This window comes from Halopseudomonas pachastrellae (genome assembly GCF_900114765.1).
Taxonomy (GTDB): domain Bacteria; phylum Pseudomonadota; class Gammaproteobacteria; order Pseudomonadales; family Pseudomonadaceae; genus Halopseudomonas; species Halopseudomonas pachastrellae.
This window is the reverse complement of the sequence record NZ_FOUD01000006.1, coordinates 146,683-165,538: the sequence shown is the minus strand read 5'-3', so window position 1 is coordinate 165,538 and position 18,856 is coordinate 146,683. Positions and strand designations below refer to the sequence as shown.

Below are 18,856 nucleotides of genomic sequence, written 5' to 3'. Positions count from 1 at the left end.
CTTACCAAGGCTATACTCTCGCAGCAGTGCCCCTGCGCGGGAGTCCGGACTCAACGGCGCCGCTGCCATGCAGTTGCGCACAGCAAAGGCCACACACTGGAAACAGCCATGCCTGACGTTACTCTGACCACACTGAACAAGCTCAAGCAAAGCGGCGAAAAGATCGTTTGCCTGACAGCCTATGACGCGACCTTCGCCCATGTTGAAAGCGAGGCCGGTGTCGAGGTGATGCTGATCGGCGACTCCCTGGGCATGGTCCTGCAGGGTCACGACAGCACCTTGCCGGTCAGCGTCGACGACATGGCGTACCACACCGCTGCGGTCAAGCGCGGCAACAAAGGCGCACTGATCATGGCCGATCTGCCGTTCATGGCCTACGCCACCCTGGAACAGGCACTGACCAACAGCACCACACTGATGCAGGCCGGCGCCCACATGGTCAAGCTGGAAGGCGGCCGCTGGCTGGCCGACAGCATTGAGGTGCTGAGCCGCAACGGCATCCCGGTCTGCGCCCACATGGGGCTGACGCCGCAAGCCGTGAATGTGCTGGGCGGCTTCAAGGTACAGGGCCGCGACGAGGTCCAGGCCCGCGCGATGATCGAAGACGCCAAGGCGCTGGAAGCCGCCGGTGCGGCCATGCTGCTGCTCGAGTGCGTGCCCCCGGCACTGGCCAACGCCATCACCCAGGCGGTGAAAGTGCCGGTTATCGGCATTGGCGCCGGCAGTGGTACCGATGGTCAGGTGCTGGTGGTCCACGACATGCTGGGCCTGTCTCTGAGTGGACGTGTGCCGCGCTTCGTGAAAAACTTCATGTCCGGCCAGCCTGACATTCCGGCAGCAATTCGCGCCTACGTCGCGGCGGTCAAGAACGTCGAATTCCCAGCAGCCGAACACGAGTTCTGAACCCATGAACACCCTGCATACCATCGCGCAAGTGCGCGCTGCGGTTGGTCGTGCCCGCCAGGAAGGCAAGCGCATTGGTCTGGTGCCCACCATGGGCAATCTGCACGCAGGTCACGTTGCCTTGGTGGAAAAGGCCCTGCAACGTACCGATTACGTGGTGGTGAGCATCTTCGTCAACCCGATGCAGTTCGGCCCCGGAGAAGATCTGGACAGCTACCCGCGCACCCTGGCAGAAGACCAGAAAAAGCTGCTGGAAGTAGGCGCTCATCTGGTGTTTGCCCCCAACGCCAACGAAATGTACCCCGATGGCATGGACGGCCACACGCGTATCAGCGTACCCGTAGTCTCTGAGGGGCTGTGCGGTGCCAGCCGCCCAGGGCACTTTGAGGGCGTGGCCACCGTGGTCAGCAAACTGCTCAATATTGTCGGGCCAGATGTCGCCGTGTTCGGACAGAAGGACTACCAGCAGCTGGCGGTGATCCGCAAGATGGCCCAGGACCTGAGCCTGCCGGTACAGATCATGGGCCACCCCACCGTGCGCGCCGAAGACGGCCTGGCGCTGTCCTCGCGCAACGGTTACCTGAGTGCCGAACAGCGGGCCATTGCCCCCGTCTTGCAACAGACGCTGCAGCAGATCGCCAGCGCTGTGCAGAGCGGGCGCACGGACTACGCGCAGGTCATCAACGAGGCCAGCCTGCGCCTCAGCGAAGCCGGGCTGCGACCCGACTATCTGGATCTGCGCAACGCCGACAACCTGGCGCCGGCGAGCGACGACAGCACCGATCTGGTGGTGCTGGCTGCCGCCTATCTGGGTACCACCCGCCTGATCGACAACCTGGAATTCAGCCGCGCCTGAGCGGCTTAACCTCTCTCCTGCGGGCCGTGGGAAGCACTGATTAATTCCGCATGCCCTCTGGGGCGTGCGTTGCGTCGCTTGCCAATAGCGCCAGTATCTGCCCCTTGAGCACTCGCAGAGGGCGTGTGGAGTTGATCTGTGCTTCCCCATCCGCCCGCCAATAAGACGCCCTCCTCTCATACCAAAGAAGGGTTGTCTTGCCCCCCTCTGATGGCCGACGCTAATTAGCCTAAACTGACCGACCAACCCCGCGCGGTTTCGTCGGTCCAGATTCTCTACTGCAGTACCGGATACCCCGCAGGGCCGGCTGACAAGAGACTGCCTGATTCAATAACAAGAGGGGAATTCCCATGTACAAGATTGAAAACCACAAGGTATCGGACGCCGCCCGTGCGCATACGCACCTGGACGACGCCGGCTACCAGCGCATGTACAAGCAGTCACTTGAACAGCCCGATCAGTTCTGGGCCGAGCAGGCCGAACGCTTCCTGACCTGGGACAAGCGCTGGAGCAAGGTTCACGAAAGTGATCTGAGCAAAGGCCAGGCTGCCTGGTTCATCGACGGCAAACTCAACGTCAGCGTCAACTGTATCGACCGCCACCTGGCCGAGCACGGCGACGATATCGCCATCATCTGGGAAGGCGACGACCCGAGCGACGCCCAGCGCATCAGCTACAAGCAGCTGCACGACAAGGTCTGCCGCCTGGCCAACGTGCTCAAGGCTCGCGGCGTCAAGAAAGGCGACCGGGTTTGCCTGTACATGCCCATGATCCCCGAAGCGGCCTACGCCATGCTGGCCTGCGCGCGCATCGGCGCGGTGCACTCTGTGGTGTTTGGCGGCTTCTCGCCCGACGCCGTACGCGATCGCATTCTGGATGCCGACTGCCAGGCCGTAATAACCGCAGACGAAAGCGTGCGCGGCGGCAAGCGCGTACCGCTGAAGGTCAACGTCGAGAAAGCCCTGCAAGAATGCCCCAACGTCCACACCGTTATTACCGTCAAACGCACTGGCGCCGACGTTGCCTGGACCGAAGGCCGTGACGTCTGGTACGACGAAGCCACCGCCAACGTCAGTGCCGACTGCCCGCCCGAACCGATGGACAGCGAAGACCCGCTGTTCATCCTCTACACCTCAGGCTCCACCGGCAAACCCAAGGGTGTGCTGCACACCACCGGCGGCTACCTCCTGATGGCGGCCATGACGCATTACTACGTCTTCGACTACGTGCCGGGCGAAGTCTACTGGTGTACAGCTGATGTGGGCTGGATCACCGGCCACTCCTACATTGTCTACGGCCCGCTGTGTAACCGCGCCACCACCCTGCTGTTCGAGGGCGTGCCGACCTACCCGGACGCCTCGCGTTGCTGGCAGGTTATCGACAAGCATCAGGTCAACATCTTCTACACCGCGCCCACCGCCCTGCGCGCACTGATGGCCAAGGGTGACGAGCCGGTGAAGTCCTCCTCACGCGCCAGCCTGCGCCTGCTCGGCACGGTTGGCGAGCCGATCAACCCGGAAGCCTGGGAGTGGTACTACCACGTGGTCGGCGAACAGCGCTGCCCGATTGTCGACACCTGGTGGCAAACCGAAACCGGCGCCGCCATGATCACCCCGCTGCCGGGCAGCACCACTCTGAAACCCGGCTCGGCAACCCGTCCGTTCTTTGGTGTGGAGCCAGCGCTGTACGATCCGGAAGGCAACGAACTGGAAGGCGCGACCAGCGGCAACCTGGTCATCAAACGTTCCTGGCCCAGCCAGATCCGTACGGTCTATGGCGATCACCAGCGCTTGGTCGACACCTACTTCAGCACCTACAAGGATGTTTACTTCACCGGCGACGGTGCGCGCCGTGACGAAGACGGCTTCTACTGGATCACCGGTCGCGTGGACGACGTTCTCAACGTCTCCGGGCACCGTATCGGCACCGCCGAAGTAGAAAGCGCTCTGGTACTGCACGACGCCGTTGCCGAGGCAGCCGTGGTTGGCTGCCCGCACGACATCAAGGGCCAGTGCATCTATGTGTACGTCACGCCGATGAACGGTGTCGAGCCGAGCGAGGAGCTGGTCAAGGAACTGAAAACCTTTGTCGCCGACCAGGTGGGCGCCTTTGCCCGCCCCGAGTTCATGCAATGGGCTCCGAGCCTGCCGAAAACCCGCTCGGGCAAAATCATGCGCCGCATCCTGCGCAAGATCGCCTGCAACGAACTCGATAGCCTGGGCGATACCTCAACCCTGGCCGACCCGACTGTTGTGCAGGATTTGATCAGCAACCGCATCGCCCACGCCTGAGAACAGGCACTGGTGCAGCCGCCCGGCTGTACCAGTGTCGAGACAGCTTGTTCTGACCAGACCACCCCTCTATGCTTGTGCACTCGAAAAATAGTGCCTGTGTAGAGGAGTCTGTTCATGCAAGAGGTCGTGATTGTAGCCGCCACCCGTACCGCCATCGGCAGTTTCGGGGGCCAGTTTGCCAAAGTGCCCGCCCACGAATTGGGCGCGACCGTTATCCGCCGCTTGCTGGACGAAACCGAAATTGACCCGGCGTCGGTCGACGAGGTTATCTTCGGCCAGGTACTCACCGCCGGCTGTGGCCAGAACCCCGCCCGTCAGGCTGCCATCCACGCCGGCCTGCCGCACAGCGTCCCCGCACTGACCCTGAACAAGGTCTGTGGCTCCGGCCTCAAAGCCCTGCATCTGGCTGCCCAGGCTATTCGCTGCGGCGATGCCGAGATCATGATCGCCGGCGGTCAGGAATCCATGAGCCTGTCGCCCCACATCATCCCCACCTCCCGCACCGGCCAGCGCATGGGCCACGGTCAGATGATCGACACCATGATTCAGGACGGCCTGTGGGACGCCTTCAACAACTACCACATGGGCATCACCGCCGAGAACCTGGTCGACAAGTACGGCATCACTCGCGAGGAGCAGGACGCCTTCGCGGCGGCTTCCCAGCAGAAAGCGGTTGCTGCCCGTGAGGCAGGCGTCTTTGATCAGGAAATCACCCCGGTGAGCATTCCCCAGCGCAAGGGCGACGCCGTGCTGATCACCCAGGATGAACAGCCGCGCGCAGGCACCACCGCCGAGAGCCTGGGCGGCCTCAAGCCGGCCTTCAAGAAAGACGGCAGCGTCACCGCCGGCAACGCCTCCAGCCTCAATGACGGCGCCGCCGCGGTGCTGATGATGAGCGCCAGCAAGGCCGCCGAACTGGGTCTGCCGGTGCTGGCCCGCGTCGCCTCCTACGCTAATGCCGGGGTTGATCCGGCGATCATGGGTATTGGCCCGGTCTCCGCCACCCAACGCTGCCTGAGCAAGGCCGGCTGGCAGGTCGCTGACCTGGACCTGATCGAGGCCAACGAAGCCTTTGCCGCACAAGCGCTGGCCGTCGGCAAGGAGCTCAAATGGGATGCCGAGAAGGTCAACGTCAACGGCGGCGCCATCGCGCTGGGCCACCCGATTGGCGCTTCCGGCTGCCGCGTGCTGGTCACCCTGCTGCACGAGATGCTGCGCCGTGACGCCAAGAAAGGCCTGGCCACCCTGTGCATTGGTGGCGGCCAGGGTGTCGCCCTGGCACTGGCCCGCGACTGATCTCCCCCGCCTGCAATGGCGCCGCCCGGCGCCATTGCATTGCTTGCTCGCAAGCGCCTGCACTGCCTCCTACACTGTTGAACTGACCGCCCGCAAACCGGTCATAGCCTGCGCAGCACCTGTCGCAGGTGCTTACCTGTGCCACTTCAATCTTGCGAGCCCTGCATGGACAGCCAGAACAGCCCTTGCGTCACCCTGCCGCCCGGCGCCTACCTGCTTGAAGGTACCCGTACGCCTGGCTTGAACAGCGCCAGCCGAGCCCGCGCCGGCTTCAGCGCACTGGATCTGGCGGTGCAAAGTGCCAACGCCCTGTTACTGCGCTGCGGCCTGGCCGCCAGCGCACTGGACGGCGTGGTACTGGCCACTGACGCCAGCCAGGCAGCAGATAAAGTGCGTCAGCGGCTGCAATTGAGCCCGGTTACGCCACTGCAGCAATGCACCCAGGGGCTCGATGCCGTCGCCCGCGCCAGCCAGCAGATCCGCAGCGGCGACGCCGATCTGCTGCTGGTCATTGCCAGCGACGCAGCAGCTGCGCATGGCTCGAGCGCCATCAGCGAATCAGCCAAGCGCCTGGCAGCCCTGTTCGAGGTGGCAGAGGAAGACGCCGAAGCCTACGATCAGGCCTGCGGCCAGCGCCATAGCGAAGCCGAGCAAAGCGGCCTGTTCAGCCCCTACCGCATTGCCCTGTTTGATCGCCAGGGCGAAGCCTACAACAGCGATCAGACCACTCCCGACAGCGGTGCCTGCGCCTTGCTGCTGGCCTCTGCCAAAGGCTGCGCACAACTCAAGCAACGCCCGCTGGCCCAGCTCAGCAGCCAGGCCCTGGCCCGCGCGCCGGCAGACTACCCCAGCCTGGCGCCGCTGCTGGCCAGCACCCGCCTGCTGCAGAAAGAGCGGCTAGGCCTGAACGACATTGATCTGTGGGAGTTACCCGACGCGCCCGCACTGGCGCTGCTCGCCAATCTGGCCGCCTGGCAGGACGCGCGCTTTTGCGAGCGCCAGCTGGAGCTGGAGCAGCCCATGGGCCGTCTGGACCCGACCAGCCTCAACCCGCTGGGCGGCTCTCTGGCGCTGGGCGCGCTGCCGGTCAGTGGTGGCTGCCGACAACTGCTGCAACAGGCCGACACCTTGCATCGCCATGCACTGGGCCGGGCGCTGGTGTGCGAGCAACAGGATACCGATCAGGCCCAGGCCTGGCTGCTGACCCGTGCAGAGGAGGTGCAGGCATGATGGACGCGCTCAACGACCTGATGCAACGCGAGCGCTGCTACGGCCCCTTCCGCCAGCAAGACCTCGAGCAGCCGAACGAGGGCCCGTGGCAGCACTGGCGCCTGCGTCGCGACGACAGCGAGGTCGCCTGGCTGCTGTTCGATCAGCAAGGGCAATCGGCCAACCTGCTCGGCAGCGCTGCGCTGCGTGAACTGGGCGACGTGCTGGCCAGCCTGCGCCGGGAAATGCCGCGCGCGCTGGTCCTGCGCTCGGCCAAGGCAAGCAGCTTTTGCCTGGGCGCCGACCTGCACGATTTTGCCGCTGTCGACAACGAAGCCGACGCGGTGCGCCAGCTGGTGGACGCTCACCTGCTGGCCCAGCAACTGATTGATCTGCCCTGCCCGACGCTGGCCGTCGTGCACGGCGACACCCTTGGCGGCGGCCTGGAACTCGCGCTGTGCTGCGACATGCGCCTGGCCGCACCGGATGCCCGGCTGGGCCTGCCGGAGATACTGGTCGGTCTGCATCCGGGGCTGGGCGCCACCGCGCGCCTGCCGGATCTGGTCGACCCGCTGCTGGCCATGCGCATGATGCTCAGCGGCAAGCCACTCAAAGCCGATGCGGCGGCACAGGCCGGACTGCTGGACGGCGTGGCAGCGGAACATGCCCTGCCCAAGCTGATTGACGACGCCGTCAACGGCCGCCTGACACTGCAGCGCCGCAACCTGCGCGCTCGCCCCTACCGGCTGGACTGGGTACGACGCCTGGCCGCCATTGGCTTGCAGCGCCGCGCCGACGCGCTGGTGGACCCCGCGCACTACCCGGCGCCCAGCGCACTCATCGACCTCTGGCGCCGCCACGGCGGCAAGCCGGACCTGATGCTGCACCGCGAGATCTACTCCTTTGCCCGCCTGCTAGCCAGCGGCACCACCGGCAACCTGATTCACCTGTTCTTCCTGCGCCAGCGCCTGAAGGCAGAGGCCGCGCCGGACCCGCGCCGGCGCGCCAATCACCTGCACCTGCTGGGTAACAGTCCGGCAGGGGTTGAGCTGGCCGCACTCGCGGCGCAACGCGGCCTCAAGGTGAGCATTGGCGATCAGCAGGCGATGACGCCGTGCATCCGTCAACTGGCCGGCAGTGAAGACCTGCAGGCCGCGCTGGATCGCCTCATCTTTGACCCGGAGCACCATGGCGCCGCCCTGGCCGATGCGCTGATCGACGCCCAGACCGGCGATCTGGAGGAACGCCGTGCCAAGCTGGCTCGCCTAGAGCCACAGATGCGGCCACAGGCGCTGCTGCTCAGTCTGCACGATGCGCTGGAGCCACTGCGCAGCGCACTCGGCGACGCCGGCCGTATGCTCGGCGTGCGCTTTGCCGGGCCGGTACAGCGCGGCGCGCTGGCAGAGCTGGCCAGCCACAGCACCGGGCGCACCATCAGCCAACAGCACGCGCGGCAATTACTCGGCCAGCTGGGCTGCCTGCCGGTTGCGGTAAGCAGCCAACCCGGTCTGCTGCTGCGCCGGGTGCTGGCGCCCATGCTGCTCGAAGCCCTGCTGCTGCTGGAAGAAGGTCACGAGGCCAGCGCCATCGACCAGGCGGCCCTGGACTTTGGCTTCGATAAGGGCCCGTTGGCGCTGTTGGATGACTGGGGTCTGGCCGACAGCCTGCAGCTGTTCGAACAACTGCACAGCGAGCGCGACACGCCACCGATCGAGCCGCCAGCGTTGCTGCGCAATTGGGTGGAACAGGGTCGTGAACGTATCCGCCCGAATCCGGCGGGGCGCTGGACGCTACCAGGGCGCAAGCAGCCACGCCTGCCCGCCGAGGAAGGCGACCGCATGCTGCTGGCCTTGCTCAACAGCGCGGTGCGTGCCTGTCGCCAGGGTATCGTGGCCGACGATGAAATGCTCGACGCCGCCATGACTCTGTCCGGCCACTTCCCGGCGTTTCGCGGCGGCCCACTGCGCTACGCGCGCAGCTGCGGACATGCAGCGCTGATTATCCGCCTGCAGGACCTCAGCCAAAGCCAGGGCCCGCGCTTTGCGCCAGACCCGGGCTGGACGCCGGCAGAGGATTCAGAAGCCGGGCAAGGATGAGGTCTGCTGCTCGGTCTTGCTCAGCTTGGCCTGCATCTCGGCACGCATCTTCTCGGCCAGGGGCGCGGCCAGCAGCTGGCGCAAAAAGGTCGGGTTCGCCCCCTTGCTGTGACAGTAGCGGAACACCTCGTTGATGGTCGGAAAGACCGCGTCACCGGCCAGCACGGTGACCTCATCTCCCGCCCTGACCTCGCCCGAGGTCAGCACGCGGGCGTAGGCGCCACAACGCTCGGCTCGCACAAAGGCCTTGGCAAAGCGGCTGTCACCTACCCGCGCGGCCAAGGTGGAGCAGGGAATGCGCGGTGCGGTAATTTCCAGCAACAGTTCGCCAATGCGCAGCCGATCACCAATGCGCAAGGCAGGCCACCAGTGTGACAGGGTCAGGTTTTCGCCAAAGAAACCGGCGGCCAACGGGCGCTGCAGCTGCTCACTCCACCAGTCGATGTCCTCCTGGCTGAAAAGATAGATGGCCTGGTCCGGGCCGCCGTGATGCTTCAGGTCACCAATAAAGTCGCCGGGCACACCAGCCTGCTCAACCATCACCGGGCCATCCAGAGGCTGCTTGAAGTGACCGGTACGCGCAGTGCGCACCCCCACCTCCAGGTTTTGCGCCTGGGCGGCGTTAATCGACAGCAGACTAGGGGAACGGGGCTGGCTCATGGACATACTCGCAACGGGGAGGAGAGACAGCAGTCGACCGGAAGTGGCGACCGCCTGTCAAGACGGGGCGCGGGCGGTCAGATAGCCGCGCGCCAGAAAGAGAAAGTGGGCACTGCCCACCATCGGCAGAAAGACCAGCATGAACGCCGCCGACGGCGTCAGTTGCCAACGCCAGAAAAACCCAAGCAGACACACCAGCCCGACCAACAGCATCAGCACAACAGCCTTTGGCGACACCTCCTGGCGCTGCGGACGGGTCAGTATCAGCAGCAACTTGGTGAGCGCCCACAGGCCACAAAAACCACCAACCAGCAGCGCCGTAAACAGCCAGGCAAAGGCTTGCGGCTCACCGGCGGCAAAGACCAGCGGCAACTGCACCAGCCCCAGCCCCAACAGCACCACCAGAGGACCAAAACACACCACCGCCTCCAGCAGATAAACGCGGCGCGGTGAGCGCAGTAGACGGCGCAGCGGGCTTTCGCTCACGACATCAGAGTCAGCGCAAGGGCGTGACACAGAGTGGGCAGGCAGGGTGCGTTCATGGCTTACCTTCGCCATACGGCGTTGCGGGCAGAGGTCAGTCTACAGGGGCCTCAGGAGCACGGTAACGCTCGCGTGCCTGCCTGTCCACCCGGTCAACGGAGGCCAGGTCGCAGGCACCAAATTCAGCGAGGTTCTGACGCGCCGTTGCCAGGGTCGCCTGGTTGGGCCCGCTGACAGTGTGCTCGTCACGCACGCCATCGTCTTCCCAGAAGCAGACCGAACAGATCTCGTAGCTGGCGCTGCTGCTCAGGCTGAAGTAACCGCAGCACGGGCAGGCGAACATCGGCTCGGGGTTACCCTCTATCTGCGCAACCGCGATACCGCGCTGGTTCAGCGCCTGCACCAGATAGGTATTGGTCACCCCGTAAAGATCCTCAACCAGGCTGACGTGCACCAGCGGGTCCAGACAGGGGTCTGCGGTATCGTCCGGCTCCACACCGCGCATTACCGCGATGCGCAACGCGGGCGGCAACGCCGCCAGCTGTGGATCGGCCTCGCTGAAACCACAAAAAAACCAGAACGCGATGCGCTCACGGCGTGACTGTTCATCCAGCTCTTTCAACAACCAGCCGGCCAATTCCTGCTTTGCCTGTTCCCTTTGCATGCCACGCCCTCCCCTGCGCCAGTTCGCCGGTGCTCAGCCAGTGAGCACCTTGTCCATGTCACAGCGTAGCAGGCTGACACCATCCCGCTGCACCGCCTGACGGGCGATCAGACGAAAGCCCTGGGCCTGGAAAAAAGGCAGGGCCGCCAGACTCGCTTCGGTCCACAGGCGCGTTACCCCGGCGCCACGCAGGTGCTGCTCTGCAGCCAGATAAAGCTCGCTGGCAACACCCTTGCGCGCAGACTCCGGAGCGCAATACAACAGGTCGATGTGACCATCCAGGCTGTAACCGATAAATCCGGCGAGCTGACCACTGTCTTCCAGCAGGCAAAGCTGCAGCGTCGCCAGGCGACGATGCCAGAGGGTTCGGTCGGGGTTGGACGGCGCCCAGGCATGGCGCTGCTCGGCGTCATAGTGCTCTGCCGCCAACTGATCTACCGAACGCTGGAACAGTGCGATGCAGGCGTCGTAGTCGCGCGCGCAGGCGTTGCGCAGGCAGCGACTCATGCCGTAACGCCGTACAGCGCGGCGCGCCCGTGACGGGCCTCAAGCCCGCGCCGGGTAGCCGCTGGCAGGCCCCTCACTACCAAGGTGTAAGACTGGTCGATCATCCTCTGCAACTCGCCGTCAGGCACCGAACCGTCAAGCCGTACGCTATTCCAATGTCGCTTGTTCATGTGATAACCGGGCGTTACTGCGGCAAACAGGTCGCGCAAGCCAACAGCCTCATGTGGGTCGCATTTGAGATTGACGCACTCACTGCCGCCGCGCTGATACAGCAGGGCAAACATCTTGCCCTGCACCTTGAACACGGCGGCATCGGGACCGAAGGGGTAATCAAGTTCCGCCTCGGGTTTGGCCAATAGTCTGTCTTTCACCTGTCCGTTCCTACTCTGCGAAACGCGGCATGTTGACGAAAAAGCGTGTGCCCTGATCAGAGGAAACAAAGCCAATCTGCCCGCCCATCTGCTCAACCAACCCCCGCGTGATTGCCAGACCCAGGCCGGTACCACCGCTGCGCCGCCGGCTGGAGCCGTCGGCCTGGGTGAAACGGTCGAAGACCCGATCGTAAAAGGCAGTCGGGATACCCTCGCCCTGATCGGTGACGCTGATACACCAGAGATCCTGCTGCTCGTCGGCGACAACACTGATACCCACTTCACCACCCTGCGGGGAAAACTTGACGGCGTTGGACAGCAAATTGTCCATCACCTGCTTGAAGCGGGTCGGGTCAGCCAGAATACGCGCATCGGGATGCGGATTGAGGTAGCGCCAGCGCACCTGACGCTGCTCTGCGTAGCCCTGGTTTTCCTGCATGGCGGCATGCAGCAGCGTGTCGAGGTTCTCCGGCTGCACATTGAGCTGCATCTGGCCGGCGACAAGCTTGTCGATATCCAGCAAATCGTTGATCAGCCTGAGCAGGTGTTCAGCGTTACGCATCGCCACCTCCACCAGATGCTGTCCGCGATCGGGCAGCGGCCCAAGGGCGCCCCCGCGCAGCAGGCCCAGGGTCCCCAAAATGCTGGTCAGCGGTGTGCGCAGCTCATGGCTGATCGTCGAGACAAACTCGCTCTTCAGGCGCTCGTTCTCGGCCCGCGCGGCGTCGCGGTCGCGCTGCTGGCGGATGGCGTTACTCCGGGTGTAACCGATCAACAACAGCACCACCAACAGCGCCCCGTAGAGCACGCCGCGAGGCGCACCACTGCCGGCCTGCGGCGTGCGGTACTGTACCTGCAGCTGCCAGACTATACCCGGCAGTTCGATATCCAGCACCGCCGCAGGCCGCTCCGGCGCCGGGGGAGTCCCCCAGATAACCCGGGCTTCGCCCTCTGCCTGAACGCGCAGCAGCCGGATACGCAAGTCCTGCCAGCGGGCCTCGCTGTCGAGCATGCCCAGCAGTTGGTCTGCATCCATCACAGTGCTGACCAGCCCCCAATAACGCCTGTTGATGTAGACCGGCGCACGGTAAACCAGGCCGTTGCCCCCTTGTACCAGAGTCAGGGGGCCATCCAGCACCGGCTGCGCCGAGGCCATCATGCGCTCAACCGCAGCCCACTGCGCCGGTGAGCTGGTGTAATCAAAGCCCAGCGCAGCCTCGTTATCCTGCAACGGATAAATCAGCTCGATGCGGTTGTTCGGGGCGACACCGATATTGCGAACATCACTGGTGCCCTCCAGCATGCTGGCCATCCACAAACGAATACGGCGCGGGTCATCCAGCCCCTGCTGACTCTGCAGATAGGACACCAGCCCGCGGCTCAGGTAGATGCTGTGATTCAGCCGCGTCTCCAGACTGCTGCGCACATCGGCAGCACGGGTGAGCAACGCGTGCTCAACACCTTGGCGCTCGATGCGGGCAAGCTCACGCACCGCGACCTCAATGACCACCACGCCCAGCAGCAGCAAGACCGACAGGCTCGACAACAGGCCGCGATAAGCGCGCAGCAGTTCCCGATTCATTCACTCCCTCCCCGTTCACACAGCCAACGCTGCAGCGTCATCCTTCGGCCCCTACTCTATACCCAAAGCTGCCAGGCCCGCATGCCGACGCCGCCATTGCAGGGGCGTCGTGCCGGTCCACTGCCGCCAGGCGCGGTTGAACGCGCTTTGCTCGCTGTAGCCCAGCAGCAAGGCGATCTCGCCAAGCTGTAGTGCGCTATCGGCCAGATAGGCCTGCGCTAGGTGCTGACGCGTGCGCTCAAGCAACAGGCGCCAGCTTAGTCCACGTTGCTGCAGGCGTCGCTGCAGACTGCGTACTGACAGGTGCAGGTCCGCAGCCACCCGGGCAAGACTGACCTCCCCCTCGGGCAGGCGCCTTACCAACGCCTGTTGCAGTGCACGGTCCAGCGCGTCTGCCGTTGGCAGCGCCAGCGCCAGCGCACGGGCCTGCTGCTCCAGCAGGGCGCGCATGGCCAAATCAGTGTGCGCCAGCGGCAGCGCCAGCAGGGTTGCAGGCAGCATGACGGCGGTGCAGTTATCGGCATAGCGCACCGGGCAGCCAAAGTGCGCCTCGGCGGCTTGTTGCTGGCAGGCATCAGCTGCAAAGGCAAAGCACACCTGGTGCAGGCGCGCCTGCGGCAACAGACGCCGCAGCATCCGCCACAAGGCTGCGATCGCCACGCTGTCCGCCAATGCACCGGTGGAGGCCGATGCCGGCCAACGCATCGCCAGTATGCCGTCCTCTAGGGAGACGCTGACCAGTTGCTCGCCGTAGAGCAGATGCTCGTAGCGCTGATACGCCTGCAGAGCCTCTGCCAGAGTCGCACTCGTCAGGCTGAGATAGCCAAGCAAGCCCGCGTGCCTTGGCTGCGCGCAGGCGCCGATCTGCAGCGCTGGCGCTGCCTCATGTGGCACCAGTTGAACGGCATCGGCCAGCATCTGCTGCCAGAGTTGCATGGGCACCGGTTCATCAGGCCGGCGACTGTCCAGCCGCAGGCGCAAGTCAGGCGCCGCCAACTGGTGCACGTCCAGCCAGTCACTCAGCAGCTGCGTCCAGGCTCCGGTGACTCGTACAGGAACGGCCATAGCTCTCTCTACATTGGCGTATTCAGTCAAAAATGCGGCACATATCGTCAATAAGCAAGTCCGCTGGCCGGCGCAAAATAACGCCAAAACAACGATGGAGCACGCCATGGACAGCCTGAGCAGCCTGTTCACCCAGGTCATCGCCGACAGCGGCCTGCAAGACCTTTTGCAGCGTTTGCCCGCCTGGTTGGCACTCGATGAGCGCCAGCTGATCTTTGTGCTGGCAACACCGGTGTTCATCGGCGTGTTCGTTTGGGAATACCTGAAAATCCGCCACGACCATAGCCTGGTCGACACCCGCGAATCAGTACGCAACTTCATGCTGGGCGCGGGCTATCAAACAACCGAGCTGCTGTTTGCCGGGCTGATCGCCTTCCCAGTCCACGCGCTGGCCTATCAACACCGGCTGTTCGACATCCCGTTAACCCTGACCAGCGCCTTGGCGCTGTGGCTACTGACCGACCTGTGCTTCTACTGGATGCATCGCAGCTCGCATCGGGTGCGCTGGTTCTGGGCCGCACATGTGACCCATCACTCCAGCGAGCGCATGAACTTCTCGACCGCCATGCGCCAGAACGCGACCAACATCTTCAATGGCGGCTGGCTGTTCTATGTGCCGCTGTCGCTGCTGGGCTTCAACCCGGTATGGATTGGCGTGTGCTATGCGCTGTCACTGGTTTATCAGTTTTTCATCCACACCACAGTGGTCGGCAAACTGCACCCGGTGATCGAGTACCTGTTCAACACGCCCAACCACCACCGGGTTCATCACGCCCGTAACCCGGGTTACATCGACACCAATTACGGCGGCGTCTTTATCATCTTTGATCGACTGTTCGGCACCTTTACCAGCGAGCGCGCCGACCAGCCGATCGAGTACGGCATCACCCGCCCGGTCTACAGCAACAGTCTGCTGGTGAACTGGTTGCATGAGTACCGCGACATCGCCCGTGACATGCGCCAACCGGGGCCGCTCGGCCAACGCCTGCAGCACCTGTGGCGGCCACCAGAGTGGGAGCGACCTGAACACAAGGACTAACCGCAGACGCGGTATACTCCGCGGCCATGAAACTCGACCGTTTTATCAGCAACAACACGCCGCACAGCAGGCAGGCCGCACGCCTGTTGATCGCCAGCGGCCGTGTGACGGTCGCCGGCGAGCGCGTCTGCGACCCGCGCTTTGAGGTGGATCAGTTTGTTGCGATCAACCTCGATGAAGCGCTGCTGCAATACCGTCCGGCGTTGTTTTTCATGCTGCACAAGCCCGTTGGTTATCTGAGTGCAACCAGCGATCCGGAGCACGCCACCGTACTTGAGCTGTTTGCACCGGAACTGAGAGATGAGCTGCATATCGGCGGCCGACTGGATCGCAGCTCCAGCGGCCTGCTGATTCTGACCAACGACGGCAGCTGGTCGCGGCGATTGACCGAGCCAAAGGTCAAGCTGCCAAAGACCTACCACGTGACCACCCTGCGCCCGATCAGCAGCGAGACTGCCGAGCGTTTTGCCGCCGGGATTTACATGACCACCGAGCAGTTGACCACCTCGCCCGCGAAGCTTGAGCAGTTGGCTGAATACGAGTGTCGGCTGACCATCTACGAAGGCCGCTATCACCAGATCAAGCGGATGTTTCATGCGGTCGGCAATCAGGTAGTGTCACTGCACCGCGAAAGCATGGGCGCAATTCAGCTCGACCCGGCTTTAGCACCGGGGCAATATCGCGCGCTGACCGCTGCCGAGATTGCTTCGGTTGATCAGGCGTCTACATCCTCATAGCAGGCGGGCTCAAAGCGCGGCGTACAGATCGCCAGAAACACCAGCGGCTGCTCACCAATACAGCGGATACGCTGCGGGCAGCCAGCCGGAATCACCACCACGTCTCCCGCTGATACTCGCTGTGGCGCCTATCCGCCCAACTCGACCACCCCCTCGCCAGCCTCGATCAAGTAGCGCTCAACCACATTGTGCAGCCGGTGCCACCGCGTCTGCCCGCCCAACGGCAGGCGAGCGCGGGCAACCGACATCACCGGATCATCCGGGCTGTTAGACAACTCGTGGATATAGCAGCCTTCTTCGAAGTAATACTCGTCGGCCGGGTCAAAGCGGCGAATCAGCGGACTCATTTACTCTCCAACGGATAGCGCACCAGCACCGAGTAGCGCGAGCCGCCCTGCCCCGCATCGCTGGCAAACAAACACAGCTCCGTTACCTGCCACGGCGCCAGCAACAACCCGCGTTGAGCTTGCAGAAACGGCTGCAGCGAACCGCACTCCGAGCCACAACGGGCAAGCGTCACATGAGGGACAAAGCGCTGCGGATCAGCGGCGCACCAGGGCGAGATAAGCAGGTCAATCTGTTCACGCAGCGCCTGCAGCGGCGCCGGCGCAACAACACCGGCCCACAAGATGCTTGGACGCTGGGGAGAGCCAAAGTAGCCCACACCCCCCACCTGCAAAGTGAACGCCGACGCCTGCAGCCGCTGCAGCGCTTCTGCCAACTGCGCGGTTGGGGCATCGGGTAACTCACCGATAAAGCGTAAGGTCAGGTGCAACTGGGCTGCTGATTGCCAACGCAAGCCCGGCCCAGGTTCGGCAAGCGCCAGCAGGGCCTGCGTTTGCGCGGCTGGCAGTTCAAGTCCGATGAACAATCTGGGCATCGCTACTCTCAACAGGGTGATATCGGGCCTGCGCGCGGCGCAGGTACTGCCCGGGCATCACACCAACCACGGCTTTGAAGGCATGACTGAAGTGCGCCTGATCGGCATAGCCCGCCTGGTACGCCACCTCAGCCAGCGGTTCGGGAGCGCCTTGCTTCAGCAGCTCGCGGGTAAAAGCGACCCGGTGCAGGCGCTATCTGGCGGTAGCCAAAACCCGCCAGGCTGCGTTGCCAGGCGGGCGGGCTGAGCTGCTGAACAAGAGGGGTAGTCATGGCTGCAGAATAGCAAAGCGCCGCCCAGCAGATGTCGAAAATCTACAATACCGCCAGCGCGGCCACGGATAGATTGGACTCACATTCAACAGTCGGAGAAACACCATGCGAGTCGACTACTTCACCGTTGCACCGGGCGTAGCCCGCGCCATGATGGGCCTGGAGGGCTATCTGCACAAAGAGGCCACAGGGGACGACAAACTGCCCAAGCGCTTGCTTGAACTGGTCAAGATCCGCGCCTCACAACTCAATCAGTGTGCCTATTGCCTGGACATGCACAGCAAAGACGCGCGGGCGCTCGGCGAAACCGAGCAACGTATCTACGCCCTCAGCGCCTGGCGCGAAACCCCGTTCTTTGACCTGCGTGAGCGCGCCGCCCTGAGCTGGACCGAGGCGCTGACCCGCCTGGAGCCGGGGGCGGTAACAGACGCCCTGTTTGAGCACGTACACGCCCAGTTCAATGATCGCGAACTCAGCGATCTGACCCTGGCCATCTGCTCGATCAATGCCTGGAACCGCTTTGGCGTCGCCTTCGAGCCAGAGGTAGGCAGCTACTCCCCCGCTTAAGCTGTGCTTGCAGGCCAACTGATTGACAGTGTCAACCAAAATGCAATATGGTTGACACTGTCAACGTAATAGAGCCCGCACGCATGCAGCGCCCCTCACTCAGTCACGCCCTCCAACAAGTCGCACACGCCTACCGCGGGCACATGGCGCAAACCATTCGCGAAGCCGACTTGCCGCTTCCCGGCACCCATGTTCGCGCGCTCAAGGCGGTTTGCTACATGGAAGGCTGCACCGCGCAACGCATCGCCCAGCGCATGCGTCGCGACAAGGCCCAGATCACCCGCGTACTGAACGACCTGCTTGAGAGCGGTCTGATCCTCAAAGCCTGTAACCCGGCCGATAAGCGCAGCCAATTGCTGCACGCAACGCCCGCAGGCGAGGCGATGATGCTGCGCATTCAGACGCTTGAGCAGCAAACGCTGGCACGTATGACCCGTGACCTGACCCAAGAAGAGGTCGAGCACTTTATCCGCATTGCCTGGCATATGACCCAGAACCTGGAAGGCGACCTGCCACCAGACAACTGATTGGAGACTCAACCATGGCCAGACCCACACCACGCACCCTGCACGTCATCGGCAAACAAGCCGTCAGCCGCAACATGCTGCGCGTGACCCTCGGCGGCGAAGGCATGCAGGCCTTCCCGGATGACCAGGCCGGTGCCTATATCAAACTGATCTTCCCGGCCACCGCCGAGCAACCGCAGTTGATGCGCACCTACACCGTGCGCGCGCAGCGCGAGCACGAGATTGATGTCGACTTTGTGCTGCATGATGACGGCGGCCCGGCGTCGCTCTGGGCCAGCGATTGCCAGCCGGGCGACAGCATACTGGTCGGCGGCCCGGGGCCGCGCAAATCGCTGCACGAAGGGCCGGATTGGTACCTTATTGCCGGTGATATGACTGCGCTGCCCGCCATCAGCGTCAACCTGGAAAGCCTGCCGCAGGACGCACGCGGCGTGGCCGTTCTGGAAATACTCGATGAAGCCGACATCCAGCCACTGCAGGTGCCGGACGGTATCGAGCTGATCTGGCTGGTCAACAGCCATCCTGGCGACGAGAGCCACCCACTGGTCGAGCGCATTCGCCAAATCGACTGGTCGCCGGGCAGGGTTCAGGTCTGGGCTGCCTGCGAATTCGGCAGCATGCGCGCGCTGCGCCAATTTCTGCGCGAAGAGCGAGAGGTCGCACGAGGCGACCTGTATATCTCCAGCTACTGGAAAAACGGCAGCAGCGAAGACCAGCACAAACTGGCCAAGCGCGCCGACGCCGAGCAGGCGGATCAACGCCCGGCGTAACCGGACAGCGTCTACGCCAATGAGGTGAGTAACGAGGGCCGCAACTGCGCCCTTTCGGCGTGCAGCACAACCACCTGC

The 18,856-nt window shown here is 63.8% G+C and carries 21 protein-coding genes; 11 read left to right on the top strand and 10 right to left on the bottom strand.

The window, feature by feature from the left end; all coding sequences use genetic code 11:
• Nucleotides 1-108 precede the first annotated feature (108 nt).
• From panB to BM116_RS06505, 6 genes are all read left to right on the top strand, one after another.
• Entirely contained in the window at nucleotides 109-903 is a 795-nt protein-coding gene (gene panB, locus BM116_RS06530; RefSeq protein ID WP_083726806.1) for a 3-methyl-2-oxobutanoate hydroxymethyltransferase, read from the top strand.
• 4 nt (nucleotides 904-907) lie between these two features.
• On the top strand, nucleotides 908-1,759 hold the full coding sequence (panC, locus tag BM116_RS06525; RefSeq protein ID WP_083726808.1) for a pantoate--beta-alanine ligase: 852 nt from the start codon (nucleotides 908-910) through the stop codon (nucleotides 1,757-1,759).
• A gap of 350 nt (nucleotides 1,760-2,109) precedes the next feature.
• Nucleotides 2,110-4,050 (top strand): acetate--CoA ligase, encoded by a 1,941-nt coding sequence (gene acs, locus BM116_RS06520; RefSeq protein ID WP_083726810.1) that lies wholly within the window; start codon nucleotides 2,110-2,112, stop codon nucleotides 4,048-4,050.
• Between the two features lie 117 nt (nucleotides 4,051-4,167).
• A complete protein-coding gene (locus tag BM116_RS06515) occupies nucleotides 4,168-5,349 on the top strand; it encodes an acetyl-CoA C-acetyltransferase (RefSeq protein ID WP_083726812.1) in 1,182 nt (393 codons plus the stop codon).
• A gap of 165 nt (nucleotides 5,350-5,514) precedes the next feature.
• Entirely contained in the window at nucleotides 5,515-6,579 is a 1,065-nt protein-coding gene (locus BM116_RS06510) for an acetyl-CoA C-acetyltransferase (protein ID WP_083726814.1), read from the top strand.
• Nucleotides 6,576-8,654 (top strand): enoyl-CoA hydratase-related protein, encoded by a 2,079-nt coding sequence (locus tag BM116_RS06505; protein ID WP_083726816.1) that lies wholly within the window; start codon nucleotides 6,576-6,578, stop codon nucleotides 8,652-8,654. The genes BM116_RS06510 and BM116_RS06505 overlap by 4 nt, the downstream gene beginning before the upstream one ends.
• Here BM116_RS06505 and BM116_RS06500 read toward each other — a convergent pair.
• From BM116_RS06500 to BM116_RS06470, 7 genes are all read right to left on the bottom strand, one after another.
• Nucleotides 8,634-9,314 carry an MOSC domain-containing protein gene (locus tag BM116_RS06500; RefSeq protein WP_169847262.1) on the bottom strand — a complete coding sequence of 227 codons (681 nt, stop codon included), beginning with the start codon at nucleotides 9,312-9,314 and terminating at the stop codon, nucleotides 8,634-8,636. The genes BM116_RS06505 and BM116_RS06500 overlap by 21 nt on opposite strands.
• Nucleotides 9,315-9,371: 57 nt before the next feature.
• Nucleotides 9,372-9,800 carry a hypothetical protein gene (locus tag BM116_RS06495; RefSeq protein ID WP_139056967.1) on the bottom strand — a complete coding sequence of 143 codons (429 nt, stop codon included), beginning with the start codon at nucleotides 9,798-9,800 and terminating at the stop codon, nucleotides 9,372-9,374.
• A gap of 91 nt (nucleotides 9,801-9,891) precedes the next feature.
• A complete protein-coding gene (locus tag BM116_RS19125) occupies nucleotides 9,892-10,461 on the bottom strand; it encodes a CPCC family cysteine-rich protein (RefSeq protein ID WP_235846709.1) in 570 nt (189 codons plus the stop codon).
• A gap of 33 nt (nucleotides 10,462-10,494) precedes the next feature.
• Nucleotides 10,495-10,968, bottom strand: a complete 474-nt coding sequence (locus BM116_RS06485; RefSeq protein WP_083726822.1) for a GNAT family N-acetyltransferase — start codon at nucleotides 10,966-10,968, stop codon at nucleotides 10,495-10,497.
• On the bottom strand, nucleotides 10,965-11,339 hold the full coding sequence (locus tag BM116_RS06480) for an MmcQ/YjbR family DNA-binding protein (RefSeq protein ID WP_083726824.1): 375 nt from the start codon (nucleotides 11,337-11,339) through the stop codon (nucleotides 10,965-10,967). Before BM116_RS06480 ends, BM116_RS06485 begins: the two co-directional genes overlap by 4 nt.
• A 10-nt stretch (nucleotides 11,340-11,349) precedes the next feature.
• Nucleotides 11,350-12,921 (bottom strand): sensor histidine kinase, encoded by a 1,572-nt coding sequence (locus BM116_RS06475; protein WP_083726826.1) that lies wholly within the window; start codon nucleotides 12,919-12,921, stop codon nucleotides 11,350-11,352.
• A gap of 51 nt (nucleotides 12,922-12,972) precedes the next feature.
• On the bottom strand, nucleotides 12,973-13,986 hold the full coding sequence (locus BM116_RS06470) for an AraC family transcriptional regulator (protein WP_083726828.1): 1,014 nt from the start codon (nucleotides 13,984-13,986) through the stop codon (nucleotides 12,973-12,975).
• 106 nt (nucleotides 13,987-14,092) lie between these two features.
• Here BM116_RS06470 and BM116_RS06465 point away from each other — a divergent pair, with 106 nt between their 5' ends.
• Together BM116_RS06465 and BM116_RS06460 are read left to right on the top strand one after the other, a co-directional pair.
• Nucleotides 14,093-15,025 carry a sterol desaturase family protein gene (locus tag BM116_RS06465; RefSeq protein ID WP_083726830.1) on the top strand — a complete coding sequence of 311 codons (933 nt, stop codon included), beginning with the start codon at nucleotides 14,093-14,095 and terminating at the stop codon, nucleotides 15,023-15,025.
• A gap of 26 nt (nucleotides 15,026-15,051) precedes the next feature.
• Complete coding sequence (locus BM116_RS06460) at nucleotides 15,052-15,762, top strand: pseudouridine synthase (protein ID WP_083726832.1); 711 nt, start codon at nucleotides 15,052-15,054, stop codon at nucleotides 15,760-15,762.
• 128 nt (nucleotides 15,763-15,890) lie between these two features.
• Here the strand turns inward: BM116_RS06460 and BM116_RS18950 are convergent, their stop codons facing one another.
• From BM116_RS18950 to BM116_RS06445, 3 genes are read right to left on the bottom strand one after another with little or no spacing between them, the layout of a single operon-like run.
• Nucleotides 15,891-16,109 carry a cupin domain-containing protein gene (locus BM116_RS18950; protein ID WP_211276272.1) on the bottom strand — a complete coding sequence of 73 codons (219 nt, stop codon included), beginning with the start codon at nucleotides 16,107-16,109 and terminating at the stop codon, nucleotides 15,891-15,893.
• Nucleotides 16,106-16,642 carry an RNA 2',3'-cyclic phosphodiesterase gene (gene thpR / locus BM116_RS06450; protein ID WP_083726834.1) on the bottom strand — a complete coding sequence of 179 codons (537 nt, stop codon included), beginning with the start codon at nucleotides 16,640-16,642 and terminating at the stop codon, nucleotides 16,106-16,108. Before thpR ends, BM116_RS18950 begins: the two co-directional genes overlap by 4 nt.
• Nucleotides 16,617-16,769 carry an AraC family transcriptional regulator gene (locus BM116_RS06445; protein ID WP_407920304.1) on the bottom strand — a complete coding sequence of 51 codons (153 nt, stop codon included), beginning with the start codon at nucleotides 16,767-16,769 and terminating at the stop codon, nucleotides 16,617-16,619. The genes thpR and BM116_RS06445 overlap by 26 nt, the downstream gene beginning before the upstream one ends.
• A 250-nt stretch (nucleotides 16,770-17,019) precedes the next feature.
• On the opposite strand from BM116_RS06445, the gene BM116_RS06440 reads away from it, so the two are divergent.
• From BM116_RS06440 to BM116_RS06430, 3 genes are all read left to right on the top strand, one after another.
• Complete coding sequence (locus tag BM116_RS06440; protein WP_083726838.1) at nucleotides 17,020-17,481, top strand: carboxymuconolactone decarboxylase family protein; 462 nt, start codon at nucleotides 17,020-17,022, stop codon at nucleotides 17,479-17,481.
• An 83-nt stretch (nucleotides 17,482-17,564) separates the two neighbouring features.
• On the top strand, nucleotides 17,565-18,008 hold the full coding sequence (locus tag BM116_RS06435) for a MarR family winged helix-turn-helix transcriptional regulator (protein WP_083726840.1): 444 nt from the start codon (nucleotides 17,565-17,567) through the stop codon (nucleotides 18,006-18,008).
• A 14-nt stretch (nucleotides 18,009-18,022) separates the two neighbouring features.
• Entirely contained in the window at nucleotides 18,023-18,778 is a 756-nt protein-coding gene (locus tag BM116_RS06430; protein WP_083726842.1) for a siderophore-interacting protein, read from the top strand.
• The last annotated feature ends 78 nt before the right edge of the window (nucleotides 18,779-18,856 follow it).